At 70.9% G+C, this 22,978-nt stretch carries 19 protein-coding genes and 1 pseudogene; 15 read left to right on the forward strand and 5 right to left on the reverse strand.

The genetic code is table 11. From position 1 onward, the window contains the following. Window positions 1–133: 133 nt before the first annotated feature. On the reverse strand, window positions 134–1,303 hold the full coding sequence (locus J7E97_RS14990) for a hypothetical protein (protein WP_374224157.1): 1,170 nt from the start codon (window positions 1,301–1,303) through the stop codon (window positions 134–136). Between the two features lie 177 nt (window positions 1,304–1,480). Between J7E97_RS14990 and J7E97_RS14995 the strand changes: the two genes are divergently transcribed. From J7E97_RS14995 to J7E97_RS15060, 14 genes are all read left to right on the forward strand, one after another. Next, on the forward strand, window positions 1,481–2,305 hold the full coding sequence (locus tag J7E97_RS14995; RefSeq protein ID WP_215027189.1) for an NAD(P)-dependent oxidoreductase: 825 nt from the start codon (window positions 1,481–1,483) through the stop codon (window positions 2,303–2,305). A gap of 137 nt (window positions 2,306–2,442) precedes the next feature. Then, a complete protein-coding gene (locus J7E97_RS15000) occupies window positions 2,443–3,084 on the forward strand; it encodes a GntR family transcriptional regulator (RefSeq protein ID WP_215027192.1) in 642 nt (213 codons plus the stop codon). Then, window positions 3,081–3,989 (forward strand): dihydrodipicolinate synthase family protein, encoded by a 909-nt coding sequence (locus tag J7E97_RS15005; RefSeq protein ID WP_215027194.1) that lies wholly within the window; start codon window positions 3,081–3,083, stop codon window positions 3,987–3,989. Before J7E97_RS15000 ends, J7E97_RS15005 begins: the two co-directional genes overlap by 4 nt. Then, window positions 3,986–5,707, forward strand: coding sequence for an L-arabinonate dehydratase (araD, locus tag J7E97_RS15010; protein ID WP_215027197.1), 1,722 nt, complete (start codon window positions 3,986–3,988; stop codon window positions 5,705–5,707). Before J7E97_RS15005 ends, araD begins: the two co-directional genes overlap by 4 nt. Before the next feature lie 59 nt (window positions 5,708–5,766). Further along, a complete protein-coding gene (locus tag J7E97_RS15015; protein WP_215027200.1) occupies window positions 5,767–6,741 on the forward strand; it encodes a carbohydrate ABC transporter permease in 975 nt (324 codons plus the stop codon). Further along, window positions 6,738–7,565, forward strand: coding sequence for a carbohydrate ABC transporter permease (locus J7E97_RS15020; RefSeq protein WP_215027203.1), 828 nt, complete (start codon window positions 6,738–6,740; stop codon window positions 7,563–7,565). Before J7E97_RS15015 ends, J7E97_RS15020 begins: the two co-directional genes overlap by 4 nt. Next, on the forward strand, window positions 7,562–8,737 hold the full coding sequence (locus J7E97_RS15025; RefSeq protein ID WP_215027206.1) for a Gfo/Idh/MocA family protein: 1,176 nt from the start codon (window positions 7,562–7,564) through the stop codon (window positions 8,735–8,737). The genes J7E97_RS15020 and J7E97_RS15025 overlap by 4 nt, the downstream gene beginning before the upstream one ends. Further along, on the forward strand, window positions 8,734–9,573 hold the full coding sequence (locus J7E97_RS15030; protein ID WP_215027208.1) for a PmoA family protein: 840 nt from the start codon (window positions 8,734–8,736) through the stop codon (window positions 9,571–9,573). Before J7E97_RS15025 ends, J7E97_RS15030 begins: the two co-directional genes overlap by 4 nt. Next, window positions 9,570–11,129, forward strand: coding sequence for a glycoside hydrolase 43 family protein (locus J7E97_RS15035; RefSeq protein WP_215027211.1), 1,560 nt, complete (start codon window positions 9,570–9,572; stop codon window positions 11,127–11,129). Before J7E97_RS15030 ends, J7E97_RS15035 begins: the two co-directional genes overlap by 4 nt. Window positions 11,130–11,145: 16 nt before the next feature. After that, the gene (locus J7E97_RS15040) at window positions 11,146–12,486 is read left to right on the forward strand and encodes a sugar ABC transporter substrate-binding protein (protein ID WP_374224158.1); all 1,341 of its coding nucleotides are present in this window, start codon (window positions 11,146–11,148) and stop codon (window positions 12,484–12,486) included. Next, a complete protein-coding gene (locus J7E97_RS15045; RefSeq protein WP_215027217.1) occupies window positions 12,483–13,286 on the forward strand; it encodes a rhamnogalacturonan acetylesterase in 804 nt (267 codons plus the stop codon). The genes J7E97_RS15040 and J7E97_RS15045 overlap by 4 nt, the downstream gene beginning before the upstream one ends. Window positions 13,287–13,288: 2 nt before the next feature. Continuing rightward, a complete protein-coding gene (locus tag J7E97_RS15050) occupies window positions 13,289–14,578 on the forward strand; it encodes a polysaccharide lyase family 1 protein (RefSeq protein WP_215027220.1) in 1,290 nt (429 codons plus the stop codon). A gap of 98 nt (window positions 14,579–14,676) precedes the next feature. Beyond that, window positions 14,677–15,807, forward strand: a complete 1,131-nt coding sequence (locus J7E97_RS15055) for a pectinesterase family protein (RefSeq protein ID WP_215027222.1) — start codon at window positions 14,677–14,679, stop codon at window positions 15,805–15,807. 21 nt (window positions 15,808–15,828) lie between these two features. Continuing rightward, window positions 15,829–16,953: a right-handed parallel beta-helix repeat-containing protein gene (locus tag J7E97_RS15060; protein ID WP_215027226.1), complete on the forward strand. Its 1,125-nt coding sequence runs from the start codon at window positions 15,829–15,831 to the stop codon at window positions 16,951–16,953. Between the two features lie 63 nt (window positions 16,954–17,016). Here the strand turns inward: J7E97_RS15060 and J7E97_RS15065 are convergent, their stop codons facing one another. The 4 genes and pseudogenes from J7E97_RS15065 to J7E97_RS15080 form a co-directional block, all read right to left on the reverse strand. Further along, window positions 17,017–18,042, reverse strand: coding sequence for a LacI family DNA-binding transcriptional regulator (locus J7E97_RS15065; protein WP_215027229.1), 1,026 nt, complete (start codon window positions 18,040–18,042; stop codon window positions 17,017–17,019). 28 nt (window positions 18,043–18,070) lie between these two features. Further along, window positions 18,071–18,988, reverse strand: a complete 918-nt coding sequence (locus J7E97_RS15070) for a carbohydrate ABC transporter permease (RefSeq protein ID WP_215027231.1) — start codon at window positions 18,986–18,988, stop codon at window positions 18,071–18,073. Next, window positions 18,985–19,917 (reverse strand): carbohydrate ABC transporter permease, encoded by a 933-nt coding sequence (locus tag J7E97_RS15075; protein ID WP_215027234.1) that lies wholly within the window; start codon window positions 19,915–19,917, stop codon window positions 18,985–18,987. Before J7E97_RS15075 ends, J7E97_RS15070 begins: the two co-directional genes overlap by 4 nt. After that, a pseudogene (locus J7E97_RS15080) lies at window positions 19,914–20,648 on the reverse strand (sugar ABC transporter substrate-binding protein); the annotation flags it as partial. The gene J7E97_RS15075 and the pseudogene J7E97_RS15080, both read right to left, overlap by 4 nt. Before the next feature lie 270 nt (window positions 20,649–20,918). On the opposite strand from J7E97_RS15080, the gene J7E97_RS15085 reads away from it, so the two are divergent. Next, the gene (locus J7E97_RS15085) at window positions 20,919–22,940 is read left to right on the forward strand and encodes a beta-galactosidase (RefSeq protein ID WP_215027237.1); all 2,022 of its coding nucleotides are present in this window, start codon (window positions 20,919–20,921) and stop codon (window positions 22,938–22,940) included. Window positions 22,941–22,978: the final 38 nt, after the last annotated feature.

A 22,978-nucleotide genomic window follows, 5' to 3' on the forward strand; every position in this document is an offset into this window, starting at 1 on the left:
AGCACGAGCTCTGAACCAGTGGGAGCGCTCCCACTCTGCCGACGGGGACGCAACGGCGTCAAGGTGCGTGAAGCGTCGAAGGTTTTTCGAGCGCCGAGGCCGCCAAACCTCCTTCGCTCGGACGCGGTTGCCGCTACGGCCGCAGGGCGGTGACGAGGTCCCGCAGGCGCTCGAGGCCCGCACGCGGGACCAGGCCCAGGTGGTAGAGGTGCGCCTCGCCGAGGCCCGCGGCCAGCTGGCGGGCGGCCAGCACGCCGAGGGCCTCCCCGTCCGCGGGCAGGGTCTCGGGACGGAAGTAGCCGCCGACGGCGGTGGCGGGCGGCGCCAGATCGCGCAGGGCGGCCACCGGATCCGCGCCGGGACCGGGACCCGGCCCGGTCCCGGCCGCCCAGCAGTTGGCGACCACCGCGTCGATGCCCTCGGTCACGGTCGGCCCGAGGGGCGCGAAGGCGCCGGTGACCCAGGGGGACGCCGAGCCGTGCAGGGTGATGCGGATGCCGGGCGCGGCGGTACGCGCGGCGGCGACCAGGCGGGCGTGCAGAGCGGAAGCGGACGCGTCGGCGCACGCGCGCAGCACGGCGGCGGCCTGCGCCCCGAGAGCGCCTTCGGGGCTCTTCGGCGGCCGCGCCGGCCCGAGGGCCCCGCGGACCTGGGCCGCGACGCGTTCGGGATCGAGGCCCGCCGCCCGCTGGACGCGCCGGCAGGAGGCGCAGAAGCACAGCGAGAGCAGTTCCCGCTGGACGGGGGTCCACTGCGCGAACTCGGTCTTGTCGTGATGCCCGCCGTGATCCACTCCCAGCGGACCGGCGGCCTCCAGGATCAGGCCGTCGGCCTCGCCGAGCAGGGCGACCTCGTGCACGAGGGTCGCGCAGTAGTCGGCCACCTGGGGTGCCTGCGGGCACAGGGCGTAGGAGTACGGCTCGTCGAAGGCGTTGCGCCGCACGAGGTCCGGGTGGTCCCGCCCCAGCACGCTGTTGTGGGTGAGGACGGTCCACGCGGCGACCCGTAGCCCCGCCGCCACGAGGGCCTTCCTGGCCACGGTGAAGGAGTCGGGGACGGTCCAGCGGGGAACGCGCGGCGCCAGTCCCATGCCCTGCCAGGCGGCGGGGCGGACCGGGAGGTAGCAGGCGGCGTGTTCGGCGTCCACCAGTCTGTGCCGCGGGTGGAGCGGGGTGGCCGCGCGGGTGCTGTGGTAGTTCGCCGCGACGGCCACGGTCTCCACGCCGGTCTCGTGCGCCCTGTCGGCGGCTGCCGGATCACCGACGAAGTCCCAGGGATACGCGTATCCGGTCGCCGTCACCATCGGAACCTCACCGCCCGTGCGTGGATTCGAGCATGTTCAGACCTGTGAACTCCGGCCAGGGGTGGGAGCGTTGCGAACAGTAGGCACGCGCTCGTGACCTCGTCAAGCAGTCGCCCGCCGTTGAGGATCTTCCGAAACACTTCCCCGCTCGTTCACATATGTGACTACGTTCTCCGCATGGAGACCTCACACACGCACAAGCCCCACACCGTCCTGCTCACCGGCGCGGCCGGAGGCGTCGGCACCATGATGCGGGAGCTGCTGCCCGGCTACGGACACCGGCTCCGGCTGCTCGACCTGGTGCCGGTCGTCGGCGCGCCTGACGCCATCGTCGCCGACCTCGCCGACCGAGAGGCGCTGCGGGAGGCCGTCCGGGGCGTCGACGCGGTCGTTCACCTCGCCGGGATATCCCTGGAGTCCACCTTCGAGAAGGTGCTGGCCGCCAACGTCACCGGGCTGCACCACCTCTACGAGGCCGCCCGCGCGGAGGGAGTGCGCCGCGTCGTCTTCGCCTCCAGCAACCACGCCGTCGGCTTCACCCCGCGGCCGCGCGGGGACGACCCGCTGGTCCCCGTCGACACCCCGCGCCGGCCCGACAGCTTCTACGGCCTGTCCAAGTGCTTCGGCGAGGACCTGGCCCAGCTCTACTGGGACCTCCACGCGATCGAGACCGTATCGGTGCGGGTCGGCTCCTGCTTCCCCGAGCCGACGTCGGTCCGGATGCTGTCGATGTGGCTGAGCCCCGCCGACTGCGCGCGCCTCCTCCACGCCGCGCTCACCGCTCAGAACGTCGGGCACACCGTGGTGCACGGCTCCTCCGCCAACACCCGGCTGTGGTGGGACCTTTCCTCGGCCAGGGCGATCGGATACGAGCCGCAGGACGATTCGGAGCGGTTCGCGGAGCGGCTCATCGCCGAGCAGGGGATCCCGCAGGAGGGCGACCCGGACGACCTGTACCTGGGCGGTCGCTTCTGCACCGACCCGCCGCGCTGGCCGCACTGACGAGGAGACGTCCAGTAAGCGCTTTCTACCGACTCGTGCGCGAAGCATTGACGAAACAACAACCGCCGCTTAGCTTCTCGTCATTGCACTTCGTACATCATATATGAGACGCGATACACGAGATCTGAGAGAGCGTCATGGCCTTCGCCCCGAGCCCCATTCCGTCCCGCACCCAGTACGTGCTGGAGGCGATCAAGCACGACATACTCACCGGAGTCCTGAGCCCCGGACAGGCCTTGGTCGAAACCGAACTCGCCGCCCACTTCGGGGTGTCCAAGACCCCGGTCCGCGAGGCGCTCAAGACCCTTGCCGGCAGCGGGCTCGTGGTGATGAGCCAGTACAAGGGCGTCACCGTGCGCATGGTGGACGCCGACATGGCCCGTGAGGTGTACGACGTACGGCTGCTCCTGGAGCCCGAGGCGGTCCGCCGCACGGTAGCCGCGCGCGCCCCGCTCGACGCGGCGCGCGAAGCGCTGCGGCGGGCCGCCGGAGCCGAGGACCCCGCCGAACGCTCCCTGGCCAACCGCGAGTTCCACCGCGCCCTCTACCTGCCCTGCGGCAACCCGCTGCTCGGCCGGATGCTCGACGAGGTCCGCGACCAGGCCGCCCTGGTCTCCACCGTCGCCTGGGCGGCCATCCCCTCCTGGGAGCGCGAGGCCGCCGAACACGAGGAGATCCTGCGGCTCGCGGCCGCCGGTGACGCGGACGAGGCGGGCCGGGCCGTGCACGAGCACATCTCCTCCTTCGTCCAGCGCGCCTTCCCCCAGGACAGCGAGTGACCATGACGTTCGAGACCCTGAAGACGGCGCTCGCCGATGTCGTGGCCATCCCCGTCACGCCCTTCACCGCGGCGGGAGATCTCGACACCGACGCGCACCGCACCCTGCTCCGCCGCCTGATCGACGGCGGAGTGCGCACGCTCACTCCGAACGGGAACACCGGCGAGTTCTACGCCCTTACGCCCGAAGAGCGGTTCCTGGTCACCGAGTTGACCGTCGAGGAGGCGGGCGGCCGCGCCACCGTCCTGGTCGGCGTGGGCCACGACGTACCGACGGCGATCGCGACCGCCCGGCACGCACGCGGTTGCGGCGCACAGATGCTGATGGTGCATCAGCCGGTGCACCCGTACGTCTCGCAGGACGGCTGGGTCGATTACCACCGGGCCATCGCCGAGGCCGTGCCCGAACTCGGCATCGTCCCCTACATCCGCAACCCGCAACTGAGCGGAGTGCGGCTCGCGGAGCTGGGCGAGGCCTGCCCGAACGTGATCGGCGTGAAGTACGCCGTCCCGGACGCGGCCCGGTTCGCCGGCTTCGCCCGTGACGCGGGGCTCGACCGCTTCACCTGGGTGGCGGGGCTCGCCGAGCCGTACGCCCCTTCCTACTTCGCGGCGGGTGCGACGGGGTTCACCTCCGGCCTCGTCAACGTCTGCCCCCCGCTCTCCCTGGAGATGCTGTCCGCCCTGCGGGCCGGCGACTACCCGGCCGCCATGAAGGTGTGGGAGCGGATCCGCCGCTTCGAGGAACTGCGGGCCGCCGACGGCAGCGCCGACAACGTCACCGTCGTCAAGGAGGCCCTCGCCTCACTCGGTCTGTGCCGGCGCGACATCCGCCCGCCCAGCCGCGAGCTGCCCGTGTCCGCGCGCGCCGAAGTCGCCGCGATAGCCGCCGGATGGCGGTCATGAGCGTGCGACCCGACCAACTGCGCAGCCACCAGTGGTACGGCACGGACGGGCTGCGTTCGTTCAGCCACCGCGCCCGCACGCGCCAGCTCGGCTACCTCCCCGAGGAGCACATGGGCAAGCCGGTGGTGGCGATCCTCAACACCTGGTCCGACATCAATCCCTGCCACGTCCATCTCCGGGACCGCGCGCAAGCCGTGAAGCGGGGCGTCTGGCAAGCCGGTGGCTTCCCGCTCGAATTCCCGGTCGCCACCCTGTCCGAGACCTTTCAAAAACCGACGCCGATGCTCTACCGCAACCTCCTCGCGATGGAGACGGAGGAACTGCTGCGCTCCTACCCGGTCGACGGCGCGGTCCTCCTCGGCGGCTGCGACAAGTCGACCCCGGCGCTGCTGATGGGCGCGGCCTCGGTGGACCTGCCGACCGTCTTCGTACCGGCCGGGCCGATGCTGCCGGGCCACTGGCGGGGCGAGATCCTCGGTTCCGGCACCGACATGTGGAAGTACTGGGACGACAAGCGGGCGGGCCTGATCGGGGACTGCGAAATGGCCGAGCTGGAGAGCGGGCTCGCCCGCTCCCCAGGCCACTGCATGACGATGGGCACGGCGTCCACGCTCACCGCCGCCGCCGAGACCCTCGGCGTCACCGTGCCGGGCGCCTCCTCGATCCCGGCGGTCGACTCGGGCCACGACCGGATGGCGGCCGCCTCCGGCCTGCGGATCGTGGAGCTCGTACGGCAGGACCTGCGGCTGTCGCGCATCCTGACCAGGGAGGCGTACGAGGACGCGGTCGCCGCCGTCCTGGCGCTCGGCGGGTCGACGAACGCGGTCATCCATCTGATCGCGATGGCGGGCCGTTCGGGGGTGACGCTCACTCTGGACGACTTCGACCGCATCGCGCGGACCGTGCCGGTGCTGGCCGATCTCCGGCCCGGTGGGCGCTTCCTCATGGAGGACTTCCATTTCGCCGGCGGCATGCCGGGATTCCTCTCCCGCCTCACCGACGTGCTGCATCTCGACCGGCCTACCGTCTCCCACGACACGCTGCGGGAGCAGCTCGACGGCGCTCGCGTGCACAACGACGAGGTGATCCGGGGCCGTGAACGGCCCCTCGCACCCGAGGGCGGGGTCGCGGTACTGCGCGGGAACCTCTGCCCGGACGGCGCGGTCATCAAGCACATCGCCGCCGAGCCGCACCTGCTGAAGCACACCGGTCCGGCGGTGGTCTTCGACGACTACCGCACGATGCAGCGCACCATCGACGACCCGGAGCTCGGGATCACCGCGGACCATGTGCTCGTACTGCGGGGCGCCGGACCGAAGGGCGGCCCCGGGATGCCGGAGTACGGGATGCTGCCGATCCCCAAGCACCTGCTGGAGCAGGGCGTACGGGACATGGTCCGGATCTCCGATGCCCGGATGAGCGGCACGAGTTACGGCACGTGCGTGCTCCACGTCGCGCCCGAGTCGTACGTGGGCGGGCCGCTCGCCCTCGTCCGCACGGGCGACACGATCACCCTCGACGTCGCGGCACGCCGGCTCCATCTACACGTGTCCGACGACGAGTTGGCGCGTCGGTGGGAGGCGTGGACCCCGCCGCCGGTCCGCTACGAGCGCGGCTACGGGGCGCTCTACAACGAGCAGATCACCCAGGCCGACACGGGATGCGACTTCGAGTTCCTGGCCCGGCCGGGGGCGACTCCCGATCCCTACGCGGGCTGATTCTCTTCGCGCGACCGGCGCATCCGCCTGTCCGAAACACCGAGAACGGAGCCACCGTCATGGCCTCAGCTGTGACCCGACCCCCTCGGGCCCCGAAAGCCCCCCAGCCCTCCCGGGCGTCCCGGGCCCCCCGGGTACACGGTCGCCGCCGCGCGGGAGCCGACCCCCGCCGACTGCCGTACCTGCTGATCGCCCCCGCCGCACTGCTGATGCTGGGCTTCATCGCCTATCCCGTGCTCAGCGTCTTCTACTACAGCCTTCAGGATTACAACCCCACCAAGCCCTGGCGGGGCGGATTCGCCGGCTTCGACAACTTCGTGCGCATCTTCACGGACGACCCGAACTTCTGGGGCACGCTGACCTTCAGCGCGAAGTGGGTCGCCGTCGAGGTCAGTCTGCAGCTCCTGTTCGGCCTGGCCCTCGCGCTGATCGTCAACCAGACGTTCGCGGGCCGCGCCCTCGGCCGAGCGCTGGTGTTCTCCCCGTGGGCCGTCTCCGGAGTACTGACGTCAGCCATCTGGGTGCTGCTCTACAACTCCCAGACAGGAATGACCCGTTACCTCGCGGACATGGGAATCGGCGAGTACGGCACGTCCTGGCTGTCCGACACCTCCACGGTCTTCTCCGCGGTGGTCGTCGCCGATCTGTGGCGCGGTGTCCCCTTCTTCGCGATCCTCATCCTCGCCGACCTCCAGTCCGTACCGAAGGACCTGTACGAGGCCGCCGAGGTCGACGGGGCCGGCCGGCTGCGGCAGTTCCTCCACATCACGCTGCCGCACCTCAGGGACGCGATCATCCTGTCCACCCTGCTGAGGGCGGTGTGGGAGTTCAACAACGTGGACCTCCTCTACACCCTCACCGGCGGCGGCCCCGCGGGCGAGACGACCACGCTTCCCCTCTACATCGCCAACACCAGTGTCGACGCACACAACTTCGGATACGCCTCCGCGCTCACGACGGTGGCGTTCGTGATCCTTCTCTTCTGCTCGATGGTCTACCTGCGCCTGAGCAAGTTCGGAGGCCAGAGCAAATGAAACGGCGACGTGCCTGGGACGAGGTCCCCCGGTGGCAGATCTACCTGCCGCTCGGCATCTATCTCCTCTTCACCCTGATCCCCTTCTACTGGATCCTCCTCTTCGCCGTGCGACCGGCGGGCTCCACCTCACTGGTGCCGTGGCCCGTGACCACCGAGCACTTCGAGAAGGTGTGGACCGAGCGCAGCTTCGCCGTCTTCTTCCAGAACAGCCTGCTCATCGGTCTCGCGACCCTGGTGATGACCACGCTGATCGCGCTCACCGGCGGCTACGCGCTGGCCCGCTTCGACTTCCGGATCAAGAAGGGCTTCATGCTGGCCCTGCTGTGCTCCCAGTTCGTCCCGGGCGCGCTGCTGCTCGTACCGCTGTTCCAGACCTTCGCCAGTCTGCGGATGATCAACTCCCTGGGCAGCGTCATCATCGCGGAGACGGTCTTCCAGCTCCCCTTGTCCATGATCCTCATCAGCGGCTTCATCAAGAACGTGCCGTACTCCCTGGAGGAGGCGGCCTGGGTGGACGGCTGCAACCGCTTCGCCGCGTTCCGCATCGTCGTGCTGCCGCTGCTGCGGCCCGGTCTGGTCGCCGTCGGCTCCTTCGCCTTCGTCCACGCCTGGAACCACTTCCTCTTCGCGCTCATGTTCCTCAGCAGCCAGGACAAGCAGACCATCCCGGTCGGCCTCAACACCCTCATGGGCGCCGACAGCGTCGACCTGGGCGCCCTCGCCGCAGGCGGCGTGATCGCGGCGCTGCCTATCGTGATCGTGTTCGGGTTCATCCAGAAGTGGCTGGTCACCGGCTTCAGCGCGGGGGCGGTGAAGGGATGAGCAACACCTCCGGCACCCTACGCACCCCCCTGCCCGTGGTCCTGGCGGGCGCACGCGGCCACGGCCGCTCGCACCTGCGGAACATCCGCCGGCTCGAAGAGCTCGGCCTGGTCCGCCTCGCCGGCGTCTGCGAGCTGCGGCCGCTGGACGCCGACGAGCTGGACGGGTTCGCCGCCCCGGAGCAGTCCTCGGACTTCGACGCGCTGATGGCCTCCACCGGGGCCCGGATCGCCGTGCTGTGCACGCCGATCCAGACCCACACCGAGCTGGCCCTGGCCGCCGCCCGCCACGGCGCGCACATCCTCCTGGAGAAGCCTCCGGCGCCGTCGTACGCGGAGTTCCGCCGGATGGCGCAGGGAGTGGCGGCGGCCGGAGTGGCCTGCCAGATCGGCTTCCAGTCCCTCGGCTCCCATGCCGTCACAGCCATCAGGCGGCTCATCGAGGAGGGCGGGATCGGCGAGCTCCTCGGCGTCGGCGCGGCCGGTGCGTGGGTCCGTGACGAGGCGTACTTCCGGCGCGCGCCCTGGGCCGGCCACCGGCGCCTGAACGGCGTCGACGTCGTCGACGGGGCCCTGACCAATCCGCTGGCCCACGCGGTCGCCACCACCCTGGCCCTCGCCGGCAGCACGCGGGCCGAGGACCTCGCATCCATCGAGGTGGAGCTCGTGCGCGCCAACGCCATCGAGTCCGACGACACCTCCTGCGTCCGGATCGTGACCACGACGGGCAGCCGGCTCACCGTCGCGGCGACCCTGTGCGCCGAGACGGACTCCGAGCCGTACGTGGTGGTCCACGGCAGCCGGGGGCGCATCACCCTCTGGTACCGACAGGACCGGGTGCTGCTCCAGCGGGCCGGTCACGGTCCGCGGGAGGTCGTCCACGGCCGGACCGATCTCCTGGAGAACCTCATCCGCCATGTGACCGACGGCGAGGCACTGTGCGTACCGCCCGAGGAGACCGGCGCCTTCATGCGGGTCGTGGAGGCGGTCCGGCTGGCACCCGATCCCGTGGCGCTGCCGGACGCGTTCTGGCACACCGAGCCGGGCGGCGCCGCGCCGCGCCGGGTCGTCGACGGGATCGACGCACTCGTCGACACGAGTGCCCAAACCCTCAGCCTCTACTCCGAACTGGGCGCCCCCTGGACGCTGCCGACCAGGGCGCGGACCCGGTGAACGCGGCGTTCGTCCTGCGCTGCGCCGGCCGCCCGGTGGCCCGCTACACGGCCGGCCCCGACCTGGCACCGGACCACTCCCCCCGCCCCTACCTGCATCCCGTCACCACCCTGGAAGGGGTCCGTGTCACCGAGCTGATGCCCGGGGACCACCCGCACCACCTCGGTGTGAGCGTGGCCGTGCCCGATGTGGCGGGCCACAACTTCTGGGGCGGGCGCACCTTCGTCCGCGACCGGGGGCCGACCGCGCTCGACAACCACGGCGCGCAGCGGCACGAGGGCTTCACGCTCCGCACCCCGGACGGGTTCGTGGAGGAGCTGAGCTGGACGGCCGGGGGCCGGGTGCTCCTGCGCGAACGCCGGAGCGTGACCACGGCGGCATTGAGCGACTCGGCCTGGGCCCTGGACTTCACCTTCTCCCTCACCGAGGTGTCGGGCCGGGCCCTGTCCATCGGCAGCCCCGCCACCAACGGACGACCGGGCGCGGCCTACGGCGGCTTCTTCTGGCGCGCGCCCAAGGAAGCGGCCGCGCCGGTCGTCTTCAGTGCGGACGCGGACGGCGAGGTGGCCGTGCACGGCTCCCGCGCCGACTGGGTCGCGCTGGCCGGCGAGGGCTGGAGCCTGGTCTTCGCCGGCGCGACCGGGCGGACGCGGTGCGATCCGTGGTTCGTGCGCGCCGCCGACTATCCGGGCGTGGGCTCCTCCCTCGCCCATGACCGGCGCCTGGTCCTCGCGGCCGGAGAGACCGTGGTGCGGCGGGTGGTCACCGTCGTGGCCGACGGACGTCTGGGGCGGGCCGAGGCCGCGGCGCTGGTGCGCAAGGCGGTCTCGCCATGAGCCGCACCGCGCCGCACCCCTCGCACACGGGGGACCTCGGCGACGGGACCTACCGCAATCCCGTCCTGGCCGCCGACTGGTCCGATCCCGACGTGCTGCGGGTCGGCGAGGACTACTACCTCACCGCGTCCAGTTTCGGCCGTGCGCCGGCGCTTCCCCTGCTGCACTCCCGCGACCTCGTCAACTGGACGGTCATCGGGCACGCGCTGGACCGGCTGCGCCCGGAGGCCGCGTACGCCTCACCCCGGCACGACGGGGGTGTGTGGGCACCTTCCCTGCGCCATCACGACGGCCGGTTCCGGCTCTTCTGGGGTGATCCCGACCACGGCATCTGGCAGGTCAACGCGCCGTCCATACACGGCCCTTGGAGTACTCCGCACCTGGTGAAGGCGGGCCGGGGCCTCATCGACCCCTGCCCGCTGTGGGACGCGGAGACGGGCGAGGCGTACCTCGTGCACGCCTGGGCGAAGTCCCGCTCGGGTATCAACAACCGGCTGACCGGCCACCGGATGAGCCCGGACGGCGAGCGGCTCCTCGACGGGGGAACGGTGATCGTCGACGCCGACCGGATCCCCGGCTGGTTCACCCTGGAGGGGCCCAAGCTCTACCTCCACGACGGGTGGTTCTGGATCCTCGCCCCGGCCGGCGGCGTCGCCACCGGCTGGCAGGGTGCCTTCCGGTCCCGTTCCTTCTTCGGCCCGTACGAGGAAAGGGTCGTCCTGCAGCAGGGGGACACGGACGTCAACGGCCCGCACCAGGGCGGCTGGGTCCGTACCCAGAACGGCGAGGACTGGTTCCTGCATTTCCAGCAGCGCGGGGCGCACGGGCGGCTCGTCCATCTCCAGCCGATGCGCTGGGGCGCCGACGGGTGGCCGGTGCTCGGCGAGAGGGGCACCCCTGTCCGCGTCCACGCCAAGCCCGCACTGCCGCGGCAGCAGGCGTCGTCACCGGCCGCTGACGACGCCTTCCCCGGTGGGCGGTTCGCAGTCCAGTGGCAGTGGACCGCCAACCCGGTGGACGGCTGGACCACCCCTCACTCCGGTGACGGGCTGTGGCTGAACTGCGTGCGCACGGAGCGGATCGCGGACCTGCGGGCACTGCCGCACCTGCTCACCCAGCGGATGCCGGCCCGTGCCTGCACCGTCGAGGTCGACCTGCGGCTCGACAGCCGGGCGCCGGACGCCCGTGCGGGACTCGTGGTGCTCGGCGAGGCCTACGCCTGGATCGGGCTGCGGCGCGACGCGGACGGCACGGTCCGGCTGACGCACCGGTTCGCTCCGGCCAACGCCGAGCGGGAGCGGGACGCGGCACGGTCCCGGCCGGCGCCCGGGGGCCGCGCGCGGCTGCGGATCGAGCTCACCGCGGACGCGCGCTGCCGGTTCTCGTTCGACACGGGCGGCGGCTTCACGCCCTGCGGCGAGGTCTTCGCCGCCACCCCCTGGAGGTGGGTCGGCGCGCTGCTCGGCCTGTTCGCCGCGGTCCCGCCGGGCGCCGGCCCGGGCGGGACGGCCGTGTTCACCCGCTTCCGCATCACCTCTGAACGCACTTCCCACTGAGAGAAGAGAGCCGATGATGACCAGCTTCCGTGAAGGGCGGCGCAGAGCTGTCTGCGCCCTCGCCCTGACCACCGTGCTCGCCCTGACCGCCACCGCCTGCGGTGACGACGGCAGCGGCGCTGCGGGCGACAAGGGCGGCGAGGGTTCAGGCAAGGGAGAGATCACTTTCTGGGACAACAACGGCGGTGTCCGCACCGACGTCTGGAAAGCGATCATCGGGGACTTCGAGAAGGAGAACCCCGAGATCAAGGTGAACTACGTCGGGGTGGCCTCGACCGAGGTGCAGTCCAAGTACGACACGGCCATCCAGGGAGGAGGCCTACCGGATGTGGGCGGCGTCGGAGCGGCGATGCTCGCCGGGATCACCGCGCAGAACGCCTTGGAGCCGCTCGACTCCCGGGTCGACGGCGGCGCGCTCAAGGGCAAGCTCAACGCGGGGATGCTGGAGAGCGTGAAGTCCGCGGGGGGCAGGGGCAAGCTCTTCAGCGTTCCCACCTCCGCCAGCAACGGTGTCCTCTACTACCGCACGGACCTGTTCGAGGCGGCCGGCCTCCAGGTGCCCGACACCTGGTCCGCTTTCTACGCGGCGGCCGACAAGCTGACGCGGAAGGACGCGAACAAGTTCGGCTACACCATCCGCGGCGGCGCGGGCTCCATCGCCCAGGCGCTGGACGCCATGTACGGCCAAAGCGCGGTCACCAGCTTCTGGGAGGGTGACAGGACCACGGTCAACGACCCCAGGAACGTGGCCGCGTTGGAGAAGTACGTGGGCCTGTTCAAGAAGAACACCCCGGCGGCCGACGTCAACAACGACTTCACCAAGATGGTCTCCCAGTGGGACAGCGGCGAGATCGGCATGCTGAGCCACAACCTGGGCTCGTACAAAGACCATGTGAAGGCGCTCGGCACGCAGAAGTTCCGTGGCATCCCGAACCCGACCACGGACGACGGCACCCGGGTGCAGGTCTCCAACCCGGTCGACGGTCTCGCCCTGTTCTCGTCGAGCAAGAACAAGGCGGCGGCCTGGAAGTTCATCGAGTTCGCCGCCTCGCACGCCTCCAACAGCAAGTGGAACGAGTCGGCGGGCGCGATCCCGGCCAACACCGAGGCGGCCCAGGACGCCTGGATCCAGAAGGCCGAGCCGACCAAGCTCGCCGCCGAGGTCCTCTTCAGCGGCAAGGCCACGATCGTGCAGCTGCCGTACTACCTGCCCGACTGGAACACCATTTCCAAAGCCGACAACGAACCCGCCTTCCAGAAGGTCCTGCTCGGCAAGTCCACGCCGAAGGAGTTCCTGGACAGCCTCGCCGAGCAGCTGAACACGGCGCAGGCCGAGTGGAAGACGCCGAAGAAGTGACCCTCACCCGCCGCCGGGCGGTCACCGCCGGGACGGGGCTCGTGCTGGCCCTGGCCGCGACCCCCGCCGCGGCCCTCCCCCGAGGAAACAAGCGCATGCGCACCCTCTACGTCGCTGGCGACTCCACGGCCGCGCAGAAGTACGCCGACGCCGCCCCGGAGACCGGGTGGGGCATGGCACTGCCCTTCTTCCTGCACGAGGACGTGACGGTCGCCAACCACGCGGTCAACGGCCGCAGCACCAAGAGCTTCATCGACGAGGGCCGGCTGACCGCGATCCTGGAGGTGATCCGGCCCGGAGACCTCCTGCTGATCCAGTTCGGCCACAACGACGAGAAGGCCGGCGACCCCACCCGTTACACCGAGCCCTGGACCACCTATCAGGACAACCTGTGCCGGTACGTCGACGGCGCGCGCGAGCGCGGTGCCCTGCCGGTCCTCGCCACCCCGGTCGAGCGCCGCAGGTTCGACGCGGGCGGCGCCGCCCTTCGCACCCACGGGGAGTACCCGGCCGCGATGCGGCAGGTGGCCCAGGAGGAGGGCGTCGCCCTCCTGGACGTCCAGGAGCAGTCCTTGGCGCTCTGGCAGGAGCTCGGCCCCGAGACCACGAAGACGTACTTCAACTGGACGGCGACCGAGCAGGACAACACCCACTTCAACCCGCCGGGCGCGATCGCCGTGGCCCGGCTGATCGCCGCCGGACTCCTGCACACCCACGCCCTCGCACCGGGCGACACCCGCCGCATCGACGAGGAAGTCCCCGCCCCATGGATCACCTGGCCCGATTCCGAGGAGAGCTGAGCATGCGACACACACGGGTATGGGCGGTGGGCGCCGCTGCCCTCGTCCTGGGCGTCACCGGTCCCACGTCCGCCGCGCACGCCGGCCCGGCCGCGCCCGACCCCGCCCGTCAGGCGCTTCCGGCCGGTGACGGCTGGGCGTCGGACGGCACGGGAACCAGGGGCGGCGCCGAGGCCCCCGCCTCCCGCGTCTTCACCGTCACCACGTGGGAGGGTTTGCGAGCGGCGCTCGCCGTCGCGGGCACCGAGCCTCGGATCGTCAAGGTCGTGGGAACACTGAACGCCACGGCCGCCGGCTGCGCGGCCTTCGAGGCACCCGGGTACGACTTCGCGGCGTACCTCGCCGCCTACGACCCCGCGGTCTGGGGTTACGAGAACGAGGTCAGCGGGGAGCAGGAGGATCTGCGCGCCGTCTCCGCGAAGGCGCAGGGCAAGGCCATCAAGGCGTACGTCCCCGCCAACACGACGATCGTCGGCGTCGGCCGGAACGCCGGCATCACCGGCGGCAGCCTTCAGGTCCAGGGCGTCGACAACGTCGTCGTCCGCAACCTGACCGTGGAGAGCCCGCTCGACTGCTTCCCCCAGTGGGACCCGACCGACGGGGCGACGGGGGCGTGGAACTCCGAGTACGACAGCGTGGTCGTGTACGGCTCCACCCACGTGTGGATCGACCACAACACGTTCACCGACGGAGCCCACCCGGACAGTTCGCTGCCCTCGTACTACGGTGAGCCCTACCAGCAACACGACGGCGAGCTGGACATCGTGCGCGGCGCCGACCTGGTCACCGTCTCCTGGAACGTCTTCGCCGACCACGACAAGACGCTGATGATAGGCAACAGCGACAGCGCCGGCGCCACCGATCGCGGCAAGCTGCGTACCACCCTCCACCACAACCTCTTCGAGAACGTCGTCGAGAGGGCGCCGCGGGTCCGCTTCGGCAAGGTCGACGCGTACAACAACCACTTCGTCGTTCCGGGTTCGGCCTACTCCTACAGCTTGGGCATCGGCATCGAGTCCCAGCTCGTCGCGGAGAAGAACGCCTTCACGCTCACCGGCGGCGTCCAGGCCGGAAAGATCCTCAAGAAGTGGAAGGACGCCCCGGTCACCACCGCGGGCAACCTCGTCAACGGTGCGCCGGTCGACCTCCTCGCGGTCCACAACGCCCAGTTCCCCGGCGAGGTCCTGCGCGCCGACGCGGGCTGGACGCCGTCCCTGCGCACGCGGGTCGACGCACCACAGGCCGTGCCCGGCCTCGTCGACCACCGCGCGGGCGCGGGCCGCCCGCGCTGACCTTCCGGCGGCCGTTCTCCGCCCCCCGTTCCGCGGTTCCGCCGATCCCCCGTTGCCGCGTTCCCCCGTTTCCCCGTTCGCAGCGAAGGAGCTTCCCCATGCCCTCGCACCACCCACGAGCGGTCGTCGGCCGCCGTTCCCTGCTCACCGCCGGCGCCGGAGCGGCGTTCGCGCTCGCCCTGGCCGCCGGTCCCGCGGCCGCCCTCGCGGGGGCCGGCCCGTTCGGCCGGTTCGGTTCGCCCGCCGCCCGGCTCAGCGAGCGCACCCTATACGTCCACCCGGGCGGCCTCGGAGACCACACCAGCGTCCAGGCCGCGGTGAACGCGGCGGGCGGCCCCGGCTGGACGCTGGTCCTCGCTCCGGGCACGTACCGGGAGACCGTCGCCGTCGGCCCGACCCGCACCGCCATGACCTGGATCGGCGCGAACGAGAACCCCCGTGACGTCGTCGTCGTGTACGACAACGCGGCCGGCACGGCCCGGCCCGACGGCGGCACGTACGGCACGACCGGTTCGGCGACCACGACCGTCCAGGCGGAGGGGTTCACCGCGCAGTGGATCACCTTCGCGAACGACTTCCTGCGCACCGACCTCCCCGGGAATCCCGGCACGCAGGCAGTCGCGATCAAGGTCCAGGGCGACCGGTCCGCCTTCTTCCATTGCCGGTTCCTCGGGCATCAGGACACCCTCTACACCGACTCGATGGCGTTGGACACCGTCGCCCGCCAGTACTTCGCGCACTGCTACATCGAGGGCGACGTCGACTTCGTCTTCGGCAGGGCCCGCGCGGTGTTCGAACACTGCCACTTCCGTACCGTGCTCCGCACCGATCTGGCGGGCGCCCCGTACGGCTTCGTCTTCGCCCCCTCCACCGCCCGCGTCAACCCGTACGGTCTCCTGGCCCTCCGCTGCCGGGTGACCAGCGAGGCACCGGACGGCTTCTACAAGCTGGCCCGGCCCTGGGTTCCCGGCTCGGATCCGACCGCCTGGCCGTCCCTCGTGGTCCGCGACAGCGTCCTGGGTCCCGGCATCGACGCCACCGCGCCGTACGCGAACATGCGGGACGCTCATCCGTGGCAGGCCCAGCGCTTCGCGGAGTACCGCAACACCGGTCCGGGCGCGGAGCGCGACGTCCCGCAGAACCGCCCTCAACTCACCGCCTCGCAGGCCGGGTCGGCCACTCCGGCCCGCTATCTCGCCGACTGGCGTCCCCTGCCCGCCCGTTCCTGACCTACGAGAGGACCACCCGTCATGTCTCGCCACGGAACCAAGCAGAGCACCCTCATCGTCCTGTCCCTCCTCGCCACCACCGCCGGCCTCGGCGCGCTGGCCTCCCCCGCCCATGCCGCGACCGTCGTCGTCACCACCGCGACCGAGCTGGCCGGCGCGGTCAAGAACGCCGCGCCCGGCACGGTCATCCAGGTCCGCGGCGGCACCTACTACCCGACCGCCACCCTCCAGTCCACCGCCAACGGCACCGCGAGCAGCCGCATCCGGCTCCAGCCCTACGGTTCCGAGACGGTGAAGATCGACGGCTCGAAGCTGCCCGCCGGGTCCTGGATCTTCAAGCTGACCGCCGACTACTGGACCGTCTCCGGCATCACCTTCCAGAACTCCCCCGACAGCGCCGTGGTCTGCACCTCCTGCACCGGCACCGAATGGTCCGGCATCAGGACGATCAACGGCGGGGACTCCGGCTTCACGCTCACCGGCGACGACACGAACAACAACACCGTCAGGAACCTTGACTCCTACGGCCATTACGACGCGGCCAACCACGGTGAGAACGCCGACGGACTCGCCGTCAAGTTCGGTTCGGGCACCGGCAACCTGATCACCGGGGCACGGCTCTTCAACAACTCCGACGACGGCATCGACCTGTGGTCCTGGTCCAGCCCCGTGACGATCGAGCACACCTGGTCGTACGGAAACGGCAAGAACCGGTGGTCGGACTCCGCCTTCGCGGGGGACGGCAACGGCTACAAGCTGGGGGGCGACGGCGAGGTCGTCGCCCATGTCGTCAACAACTCGGCGGCCTGGGACAACGCGGGCAACGGTTTCACCGAGAACAGCAACAGGGGCGCCATCGTCATCAACCGTACGACCGCCTACGCCAACGGGAAGTGGGGCTACTACTTCGCGACCGGAGCGGCGCGGCTGGCCCGGAACCTGGCCGTGAACAACGGCTCGGGGCTCGCCCAGCGCGGCTCCTCGGTCGTCTCGGCGGCCAACAACTGGGACTCGGGAATCGCGACCCCGCCCTTCCTCGGCAAGGACGCCACCAGCGCGTACGGCGCCAGGAAGTCGGACGGTTCGCTCCCGGCGACCACGTTCCTGACGACCGGTTCGACGACGATCGGTTCGACGATGAACTGACGGGTCGTGGGCCGGGAGCCGTACGAGTCTCAAGCCCCGTACGGCTCCGGGTCCTTGGGGGCTCTACGCCGATTCGCGGCGGATGAGCTCCGTGGGCAGGATGACCGCGGCCGGCTCCTCCCCCGCTATCCGGGCGAGGAGCATCCGCACCATCTCGGTGCTGATCCGGTCCCAGGGCTGGCGGATCGTCGTGAGCGAGGGCCGCGAGGAGAGCGCCGCCGGGGAGTCGTCGAACCCTCCCACGGAGATGTCCTCGGGGACCCGGCGGCCCGCCCGGGCCAGGGTGTCGAGGACACCCTGGGCCATCAGGTCCGAGGCCACGAAGACGGCGTCGAGGTCCGGGGCGCGCTCCAGGAGCAGGCGCGCCGCCTCCTCGCCGCTCGCGCGGCTGTAGTCGCCGGTGACGATCAGCGCGTCGTCGACGGGCAGGCCGTATTCGCTGAGCGTCTCCCGGTAGCCCGCGAGGCGTTCGACCCCTCCGGGGGTGTCGAGCGGGCCGGTGACGGTGGCGATCCGGCGCCTGCCCGACTCGTACAGGTGGCGCACCATGTCGCGGGCGCCGTCGCGGTCGTCGGCGGCGACGTAGCCGATCTTGGCGCTCTGGCCGAGCGGCCTGCCGCAGGCGACGACCGGGACGCCCGCCTGGTGCAGCCGGGCCACGACGGGGTCGCCGTAGTGGCTGGAGATCAGGAGGACGCCGTCCACGTGGCCGGCTTCGATGTAGCGGAGGTTGCGCCGGCGTTCGTCCTCGGTGCCCGCGATCATCAGCAGCAGGGGCACGTCCTGGGCGGCGAGCGCCTGGCTGCAGGCCCGCAGGAGCACGTTGAAGTTCGGGTCTTCGAAGAAGCGCTCCTGCGGTTCGGTCAGCAGGAAGGCCACGGAGCCGGACTTGCCGGTGATCAGCGAGCGGGCGTGCCGGTTGACGACGTAGCCCGTTCTGCGGATCGCGGCGTCGACGGCCGCTTTCGCGGTGGGGCTGACGTAGTGCCCGCCGTTGAGGACACGGGAGACGGTGCCGCGCGAAACACCCGCCTCGCGTGCCACGTCGTGGATCGTCGCCGGGCGACGCCTGCTCGCTTCTGTGCTCATGCTGTGTTTCCCCTCGCTCCCCTGTGCTTCAGGACTTTACGGCGCCGGAGAGCAGGTCAAGGCTCCAGAACCGTTGGATGACCAGGAAGAGGGCGCCGAGCGGGATGATCGCGAGGAGCGCACCGGTGATCACCAGCGTGTAGAGGGCGGGTTGGCCCGCGCCTTGCTTCAGCAGGGTGAACAGGCCGACCGTCATGGGGAACTTCTCGTCGTCGCCGAGCATGATGAACGGAAGCAGGAAGTTGTTCCAGATGGCCACGAACTGGAAGAGGAAGATCGTCACCAGCCCGGGGGACATCATCGGGACCGCGATCCTCAGGAAGATCCGCCACTCCCCCGCGCCGTCCATCCGGCCGGCCTCGACCAGTTCCATGGGGATGGCGGCCTCGGCGTAGATCCGGCCGAGGTAGACGCCGTACGGGGAGAGGATGAGCGGCAGCAGGACGGAGAGGTACGTGTCCGTCATGTCGGCCTGCGCCATCAGCAGGTACTGCGGGATGGCGAGGATCACCGGGGGCATCAGAACGCCCGTGAGGATCAGGTTGAAGAAGGTCTCGCGGCCGCGGAAGCGGTAGACGGCCAGGGCGTAGCCGGCGAACGCCGACACCACGGTGGACAGTACGGCGCCCAGTCCCGCGTAGAACACGGAGTTGCCCATCCACCGCCAGTAGATGCCGTCGCGGTACGCGCCCAGGTCCGCGACGTTGTCGCCGAAGGAGTCGCCGGGCAGGAAGGTGAACGTGGAGAACAGCTCGGCGCCCGACTTGGTGGAGGCGACCAGGACCCAGGCGACGGGCAGCAGGCAGTACAGCGCGCCGAGCACCAGGGCGGCGGTCGGCAGCAGGGCGGTGCGGCGCGGGCGCGGCGGTCCCTGGGAGGTCCCGGGGGTGGTGCCGGCGGCCGGGGCGGCCTTGCGCGTGCGTACCGGGGAGGCGAGCCCGGTCATCGGGTTGCTCCTTGCTTCGTACGGCGGTTGGAGACCTTGAGGAGGGCGAAGGACAGCATGAAGGTCGCGAGGGCCAGGACGACGGCGGTGGCCGAGGCGGCGTGGATGTTCCCGCCGACGAAGGCGTCGTTGTAGACCTTCATCAGGGGGCTCCAGGTGGTGGGGATGCCGTTGGTGAGCGGCCGGAGCGTGGTCGGCTCGTTGAACACCTGGAGGGTGGCGATGATCGAGAAGAAGAAGGTCAGCACCAGCGAGGGCGCCACCATCGGGATCTTGATGCGCAGGGCGATCTGCAGCTGCGAGCAGCCGTCGAGCCTGGCCGCCTCGTACACCTCCACGGGCAGGGAGCGCAGCGAGGTGTAGATCACGATCATGTTGAAGCCGGTGCCGCCCCAGACGGCGATGTTCGACATGGCCAGGTACAGCGGTCCGCCGTCCATCAGGTCCGGCTGCGGCAGCCCGAGGGTCTTGAGCAGGTGGTGGAAGGGGCTCACGTCGGGCAGGTACAGGAAGCCCCACAACAGGGCCGCGATGACCCCGGGAACCGCGTACGGCAGGAAGATCGCGAGCCGCGCGAAGGATCGGGCCCGCACCTGCTCGGAGTCGAGCAGGAGGGCGAACAGCAGGGCCAGGCCCAGCATGACGGGGACGACGATCGACCCGTAGCCGAGGATCCGCAGGGCGCTGTGGCCGAGCTCGGAGTCGGTGAGGGCGGCGGTGTAGTTCGCCAGGCCGGCCCAGACCTCGGTCTTGGCCCCCTTGCCCAGACCGAGCCCCTTGACCTCGATCCGGTGGAAGCTGAGCCAGATCGCGTAGCCGATGGGCAGCGCGAAGAAGAGGGCGAAGAGGACGGCCGCCGGAAGGAGGAAGCCGTACGGGGCCGCCTTGACCCCGTACGACCGGCGCACGCCCGTGGGGGGCTGCGTCACTGGGCGACCTCGAAGCCCTGCTTCTTCAGGTCCGCCGCGGTGGCGCCCTGCATGGCGGTCAGGGCTGAGCCGAAGCCGGACTTGGCCTTGGCGGCCTTGCCGAACTCGTCCTTGAAGGAGGTGTAGGCCACGTTCACGTTGGGGCCCCAGGCGGCGGGGGCGGTGGTCTTCGCTATCTCCGCGGCCTTCGTGTAGAAGTCGGGCTGGTTGGCGAAGAAATCGGGTGCCTTGGCGAGCGCCCCGCCGGTCTGGGCGGCGGTGGCGGCCGGGTAGATGCCGCCCTCCTTGACCAGCGCGGCGAGCGCCTCGGGGTCGGTGTTCAGCCAGGTCGCGAACTTCGCCGCGGCGGCCTTGTGCTTCGAGTCGGTGGTGACGGCGGTGCTGGATCCGCCCCAGCTGCCGGTGGCGGGCTTCGAGGTGTCCCACTGGGGCAGCGGGGCCATGGCCCACTTGCCGCTGGTGTCGGGCGCGGCGGTGGTCAGGACGCCCGGGGCCCAGACGGCGCTGACCCAGCCGATCTGCGCGCCGGTGTTGAGCGCGTTGTTCCAGGCGGGGGTGTACATCGGCTGGTTGTCCACGGCGCCCTCCGCCACCAGGCCGCCCCAGAAGTCGGCGACCTTCTTGGTGGCCGCGTCGTCGATCCCGACCTTCCACTTCTGTCCCTCGGTGGTCCACCACCGGGCGCCGGCCTGCTGGGCGAGACCGGCGAAGAGGCCGGAATCGTTGGCGGACCGAGGAGGACGGCGATGGCGGCGGCGAGGCCGCGGTACGTCGCGTGGGGCATGGGGTACTTCTCCCTGACCGAAAGGGCCTCACCCTCAGACGGGGAGGCCGACCATGCATCTGTGATCGTTCACAGTAGAGAAACGTTCCGGACACTTGTCAATGCTTGTTCCTCTGCGGTTATCTTGCGTTGCAACATCGAGATCAGATGTGTGCACGTTCCCAGTTGAGGCTCCCAGCCGACTGGCTTTCAGATGCTGACACTCCAGGAGAGACTCATGCCGCAGACCACTCCCACGGGCCTGCACCGACTTGCCTTCGGCGGGGACTACAACCCCGAACAGTGGCCGGAAAGCGTCTGGCAGGAGGACGTCCGGCTGATGCGGGAGGCCGGCGTCACCCTGGTGAGCGTCGGCATCTTCTCCTGGGCCCTGCTGGAACCGGAGCCCGGCCGATACGACTTCGGCTGGCTCGACCGGCTGCTCGACCTGCTGCACGAGAACGGCGTCCGGGTCGACCTGGGGACGCCCACCGTGGCGCCGCCCGCCTGGTTCTACCGCGCCCACCCCGAGGCGCTGCCGGTCAGCCGCGAGGGCGTGCGCTACTCCTACGGGTCGCGCGGGGCGATCTGCCCCAGCTCCCCCGCCTATCGCGAGGCCGCCGCCCGCATCACCACCGAACTCGCCCGCCGCTACGGCAGCCACCCCGCGCTCGCGCTCTGGCACGTCCACAACGAGTACGGGGTCCCCATCAGCGCCTGCTACTGCCGCGGCTGCGCCGCCCACTTCCGCCGCTGGCTCCAGGACGCGTACGGATCCCTCGAGGCGGTCAACGAGGCCTGGGGCACCGCGTTCTGGGGCCAGCGCTACACCGCGTACGAGCAGATCGGCCTGCCGAGCGCCACGCCCACCGTCGGCAATCCGGCGCAGCAGCTCGACCACCGGCGCTTCGCCGATGCCACCCTGCGCGAGAACTTCATGAGGGAACGGGACATCCTGCACCGGCTCGCGCCCGGCACCCCCGTCACCACCAACTTCATGACCGCGCTCAGCCAGTGCGATGCGATCGACTACTGGGCCTGGGGCCGCGAGGTCGACCTCGTCACCAACGACCACTACCTCATCACCGACGGCCGGCGCACCCACGTCAACCTCGCCATGGCCGCCGACCTCACCCGCTCCGTCGCGGGCGGCGCCCCCTGGCTGCTCCTCGAACACTCCACCAGCGGCGTCAGCTGGCAGCCCCGCAACCCGGCCAAGCGCCCCGGCGAGATGGCCCGCAATTCACTCGCCCACGTCGCCCGCGGCTCCGAAGGCGCGATGTTCTTCCAGTGGCGTCAATCCCGGCGCGGCGCCGAGAAGTTCCACTCCTCGATGCTCCCGCACGGGGGCACCGACACCCGCGTCTGGCGCGAGGTGGTCCGCCTGGGCGGTGACATCGGCGCGCTGGCCGAGGTGCGCGGCACACGCACCGTTCCCGACGTCGCCATGGTGTGGGACTGGCAGTCCTGGTGGGCGCAGAGCCTGGAGTGGCGCCCGAGCGAGGCCCACCAGGCGCGCGAGCGCGCCGACAGTTTCTACGAGTCGCTGTACGACGGGCACCTGACGGTCGACTTCGCCCACCCCGAGGCCGATCTGTCCGCCTACCCGCTGGTGGTCGTTCCCGCGCTCTACCTCGCCACCGAGGCGGCCGGGCGCAACCTGCGCGCGTACGTGGAGAACGGCGGCACGCTCGTCGTCTCGTACTTCTCCGGGATCGTCGACGAGCACGACGCCGTGCACCCCGGGCCCTATCCGGGCGCCCTGCGCGAGGTCCTCGGCCTGACCGTCGAGGAGTGGTCGCCGCTGCTCGACGGCGAGACCGTCCGGATCGACGGGCCGGGCGGAGCCTCGCTCAGCGCCGACGTGTGGACCGAGTTCGTCGTGCCCCGCGGGGCCGAGACCGTGTGGACGTACACCGACGGACCGGCCGCGGGCGGGCCCGCCGTCACCCGCCACCGGCTGGGCCGGGGCACCGCGTGGTACGTCTCCACCCGGCTCGACGCGGCCTCCCTGGACACGATCATCGCCGCCGCCTGCGAGGACGCCGGGATCGGCGCGCGCGGCGCGCTCCCCCGTGACGTGGAGGTCGTCCGCCGCTCCGGTGACGGCGGCCGGTACCTCTTCGCCCTCAACCATTGCGACCGGGAGGCCGAGGTGCCGCTGGAGGGTTCCGGCACCGAGCTCCTGGGCGGCGCGCCGGTCAACGGGAAGCTCACCGTCCCGGCCGGTGCGGTCCGCGTCGTACGACTGGATGCCTGACCGCATCCCCCGAATCCCCCGCGGGGCGGCCACCTCAC

The organism is Streptomyces sp. ISL-66 (assembly GCF_018614135.1).
Lineage (GTDB): Bacteria > Actinomycetota > Actinomycetes > Streptomycetales > Streptomycetaceae > Streptomyces.

Coding starts and splice junctions, on each gene's coding strand:
- J7E97_RS14990 (WP_374224157.1), bottom strand. CDS start 1,303: ATGGTGACGGCGACCGGATACGCGTATCCCTGGGACTTCGTCGGTGAT.
- J7E97_RS14995 (WP_215027189.1), top strand. CDS start 1,481: ATGGAGACCTCACACACGCACAAGCCCCACACCGTCCTGCTCACCGGC.
- J7E97_RS15000 (WP_215027192.1), top strand. CDS start 2,443: ATGGCCTTCGCCCCGAGCCCCATTCCGTCCCGCACCCAGTACGTGCTG.
- araD (WP_215027197.1), top strand. CDS start 3,986: ATGAGCGTGCGACCCGACCAACTGCGCAGCCACCAGTGGTACGGCACG.
- J7E97_RS15015 (WP_215027200.1), top strand. CDS start 5,767: ATGGCCTCAGCTGTGACCCGACCCCCTCGGGCCCCGAAAGCCCCCCAG.
- J7E97_RS15020 (WP_215027203.1), top strand. CDS start 6,738: ATGAAACGGCGACGTGCCTGGGACGAGGTCCCCCGGTGGCAGATCTAC.
- J7E97_RS15025 (WP_215027206.1), top strand. CDS start 7,562: ATGAGCAACACCTCCGGCACCCTACGCACCCCCCTGCCCGTGGTCCTG.
- J7E97_RS15035 (WP_215027211.1), top strand. CDS start 9,570: ATGAGCCGCACCGCGCCGCACCCCTCGCACACGGGGGACCTCGGCGAC.
- J7E97_RS15040 (WP_374224158.1), top strand. CDS start 11,146: ATGACCAGCTTCCGTGAAGGGCGGCGCAGAGCTGTCTGCGCCCTCGCC.
- J7E97_RS15050 (WP_215027220.1), top strand. CDS start 13,289: ATGCGACACACACGGGTATGGGCGGTGGGCGCCGCTGCCCTCGTCCTG.
- J7E97_RS15055 (WP_215027222.1), top strand. CDS start 14,677: ATGCCCTCGCACCACCCACGAGCGGTCGTCGGCCGCCGTTCCCTGCTC.
- J7E97_RS15060 (WP_215027226.1), top strand. CDS start 15,829: ATGTCTCGCCACGGAACCAAGCAGAGCACCCTCATCGTCCTGTCCCTC.
- J7E97_RS15065 (WP_215027229.1), bottom strand. CDS start 18,042: ATGAGCACAGAAGCGAGCAGGCGTCGCCCGGCGACGATCCACGACGTG.
- J7E97_RS15070 (WP_215027231.1), bottom strand. CDS start 18,988: ATGACCGGGCTCGCCTCCCCGGTACGCACGCGCAAGGCCGCCCCGGCC.
- J7E97_RS15085 (WP_215027237.1), top strand. CDS start 20,919: ATGCCGCAGACCACTCCCACGGGCCTGCACCGACTTGCCTTCGGCGGG.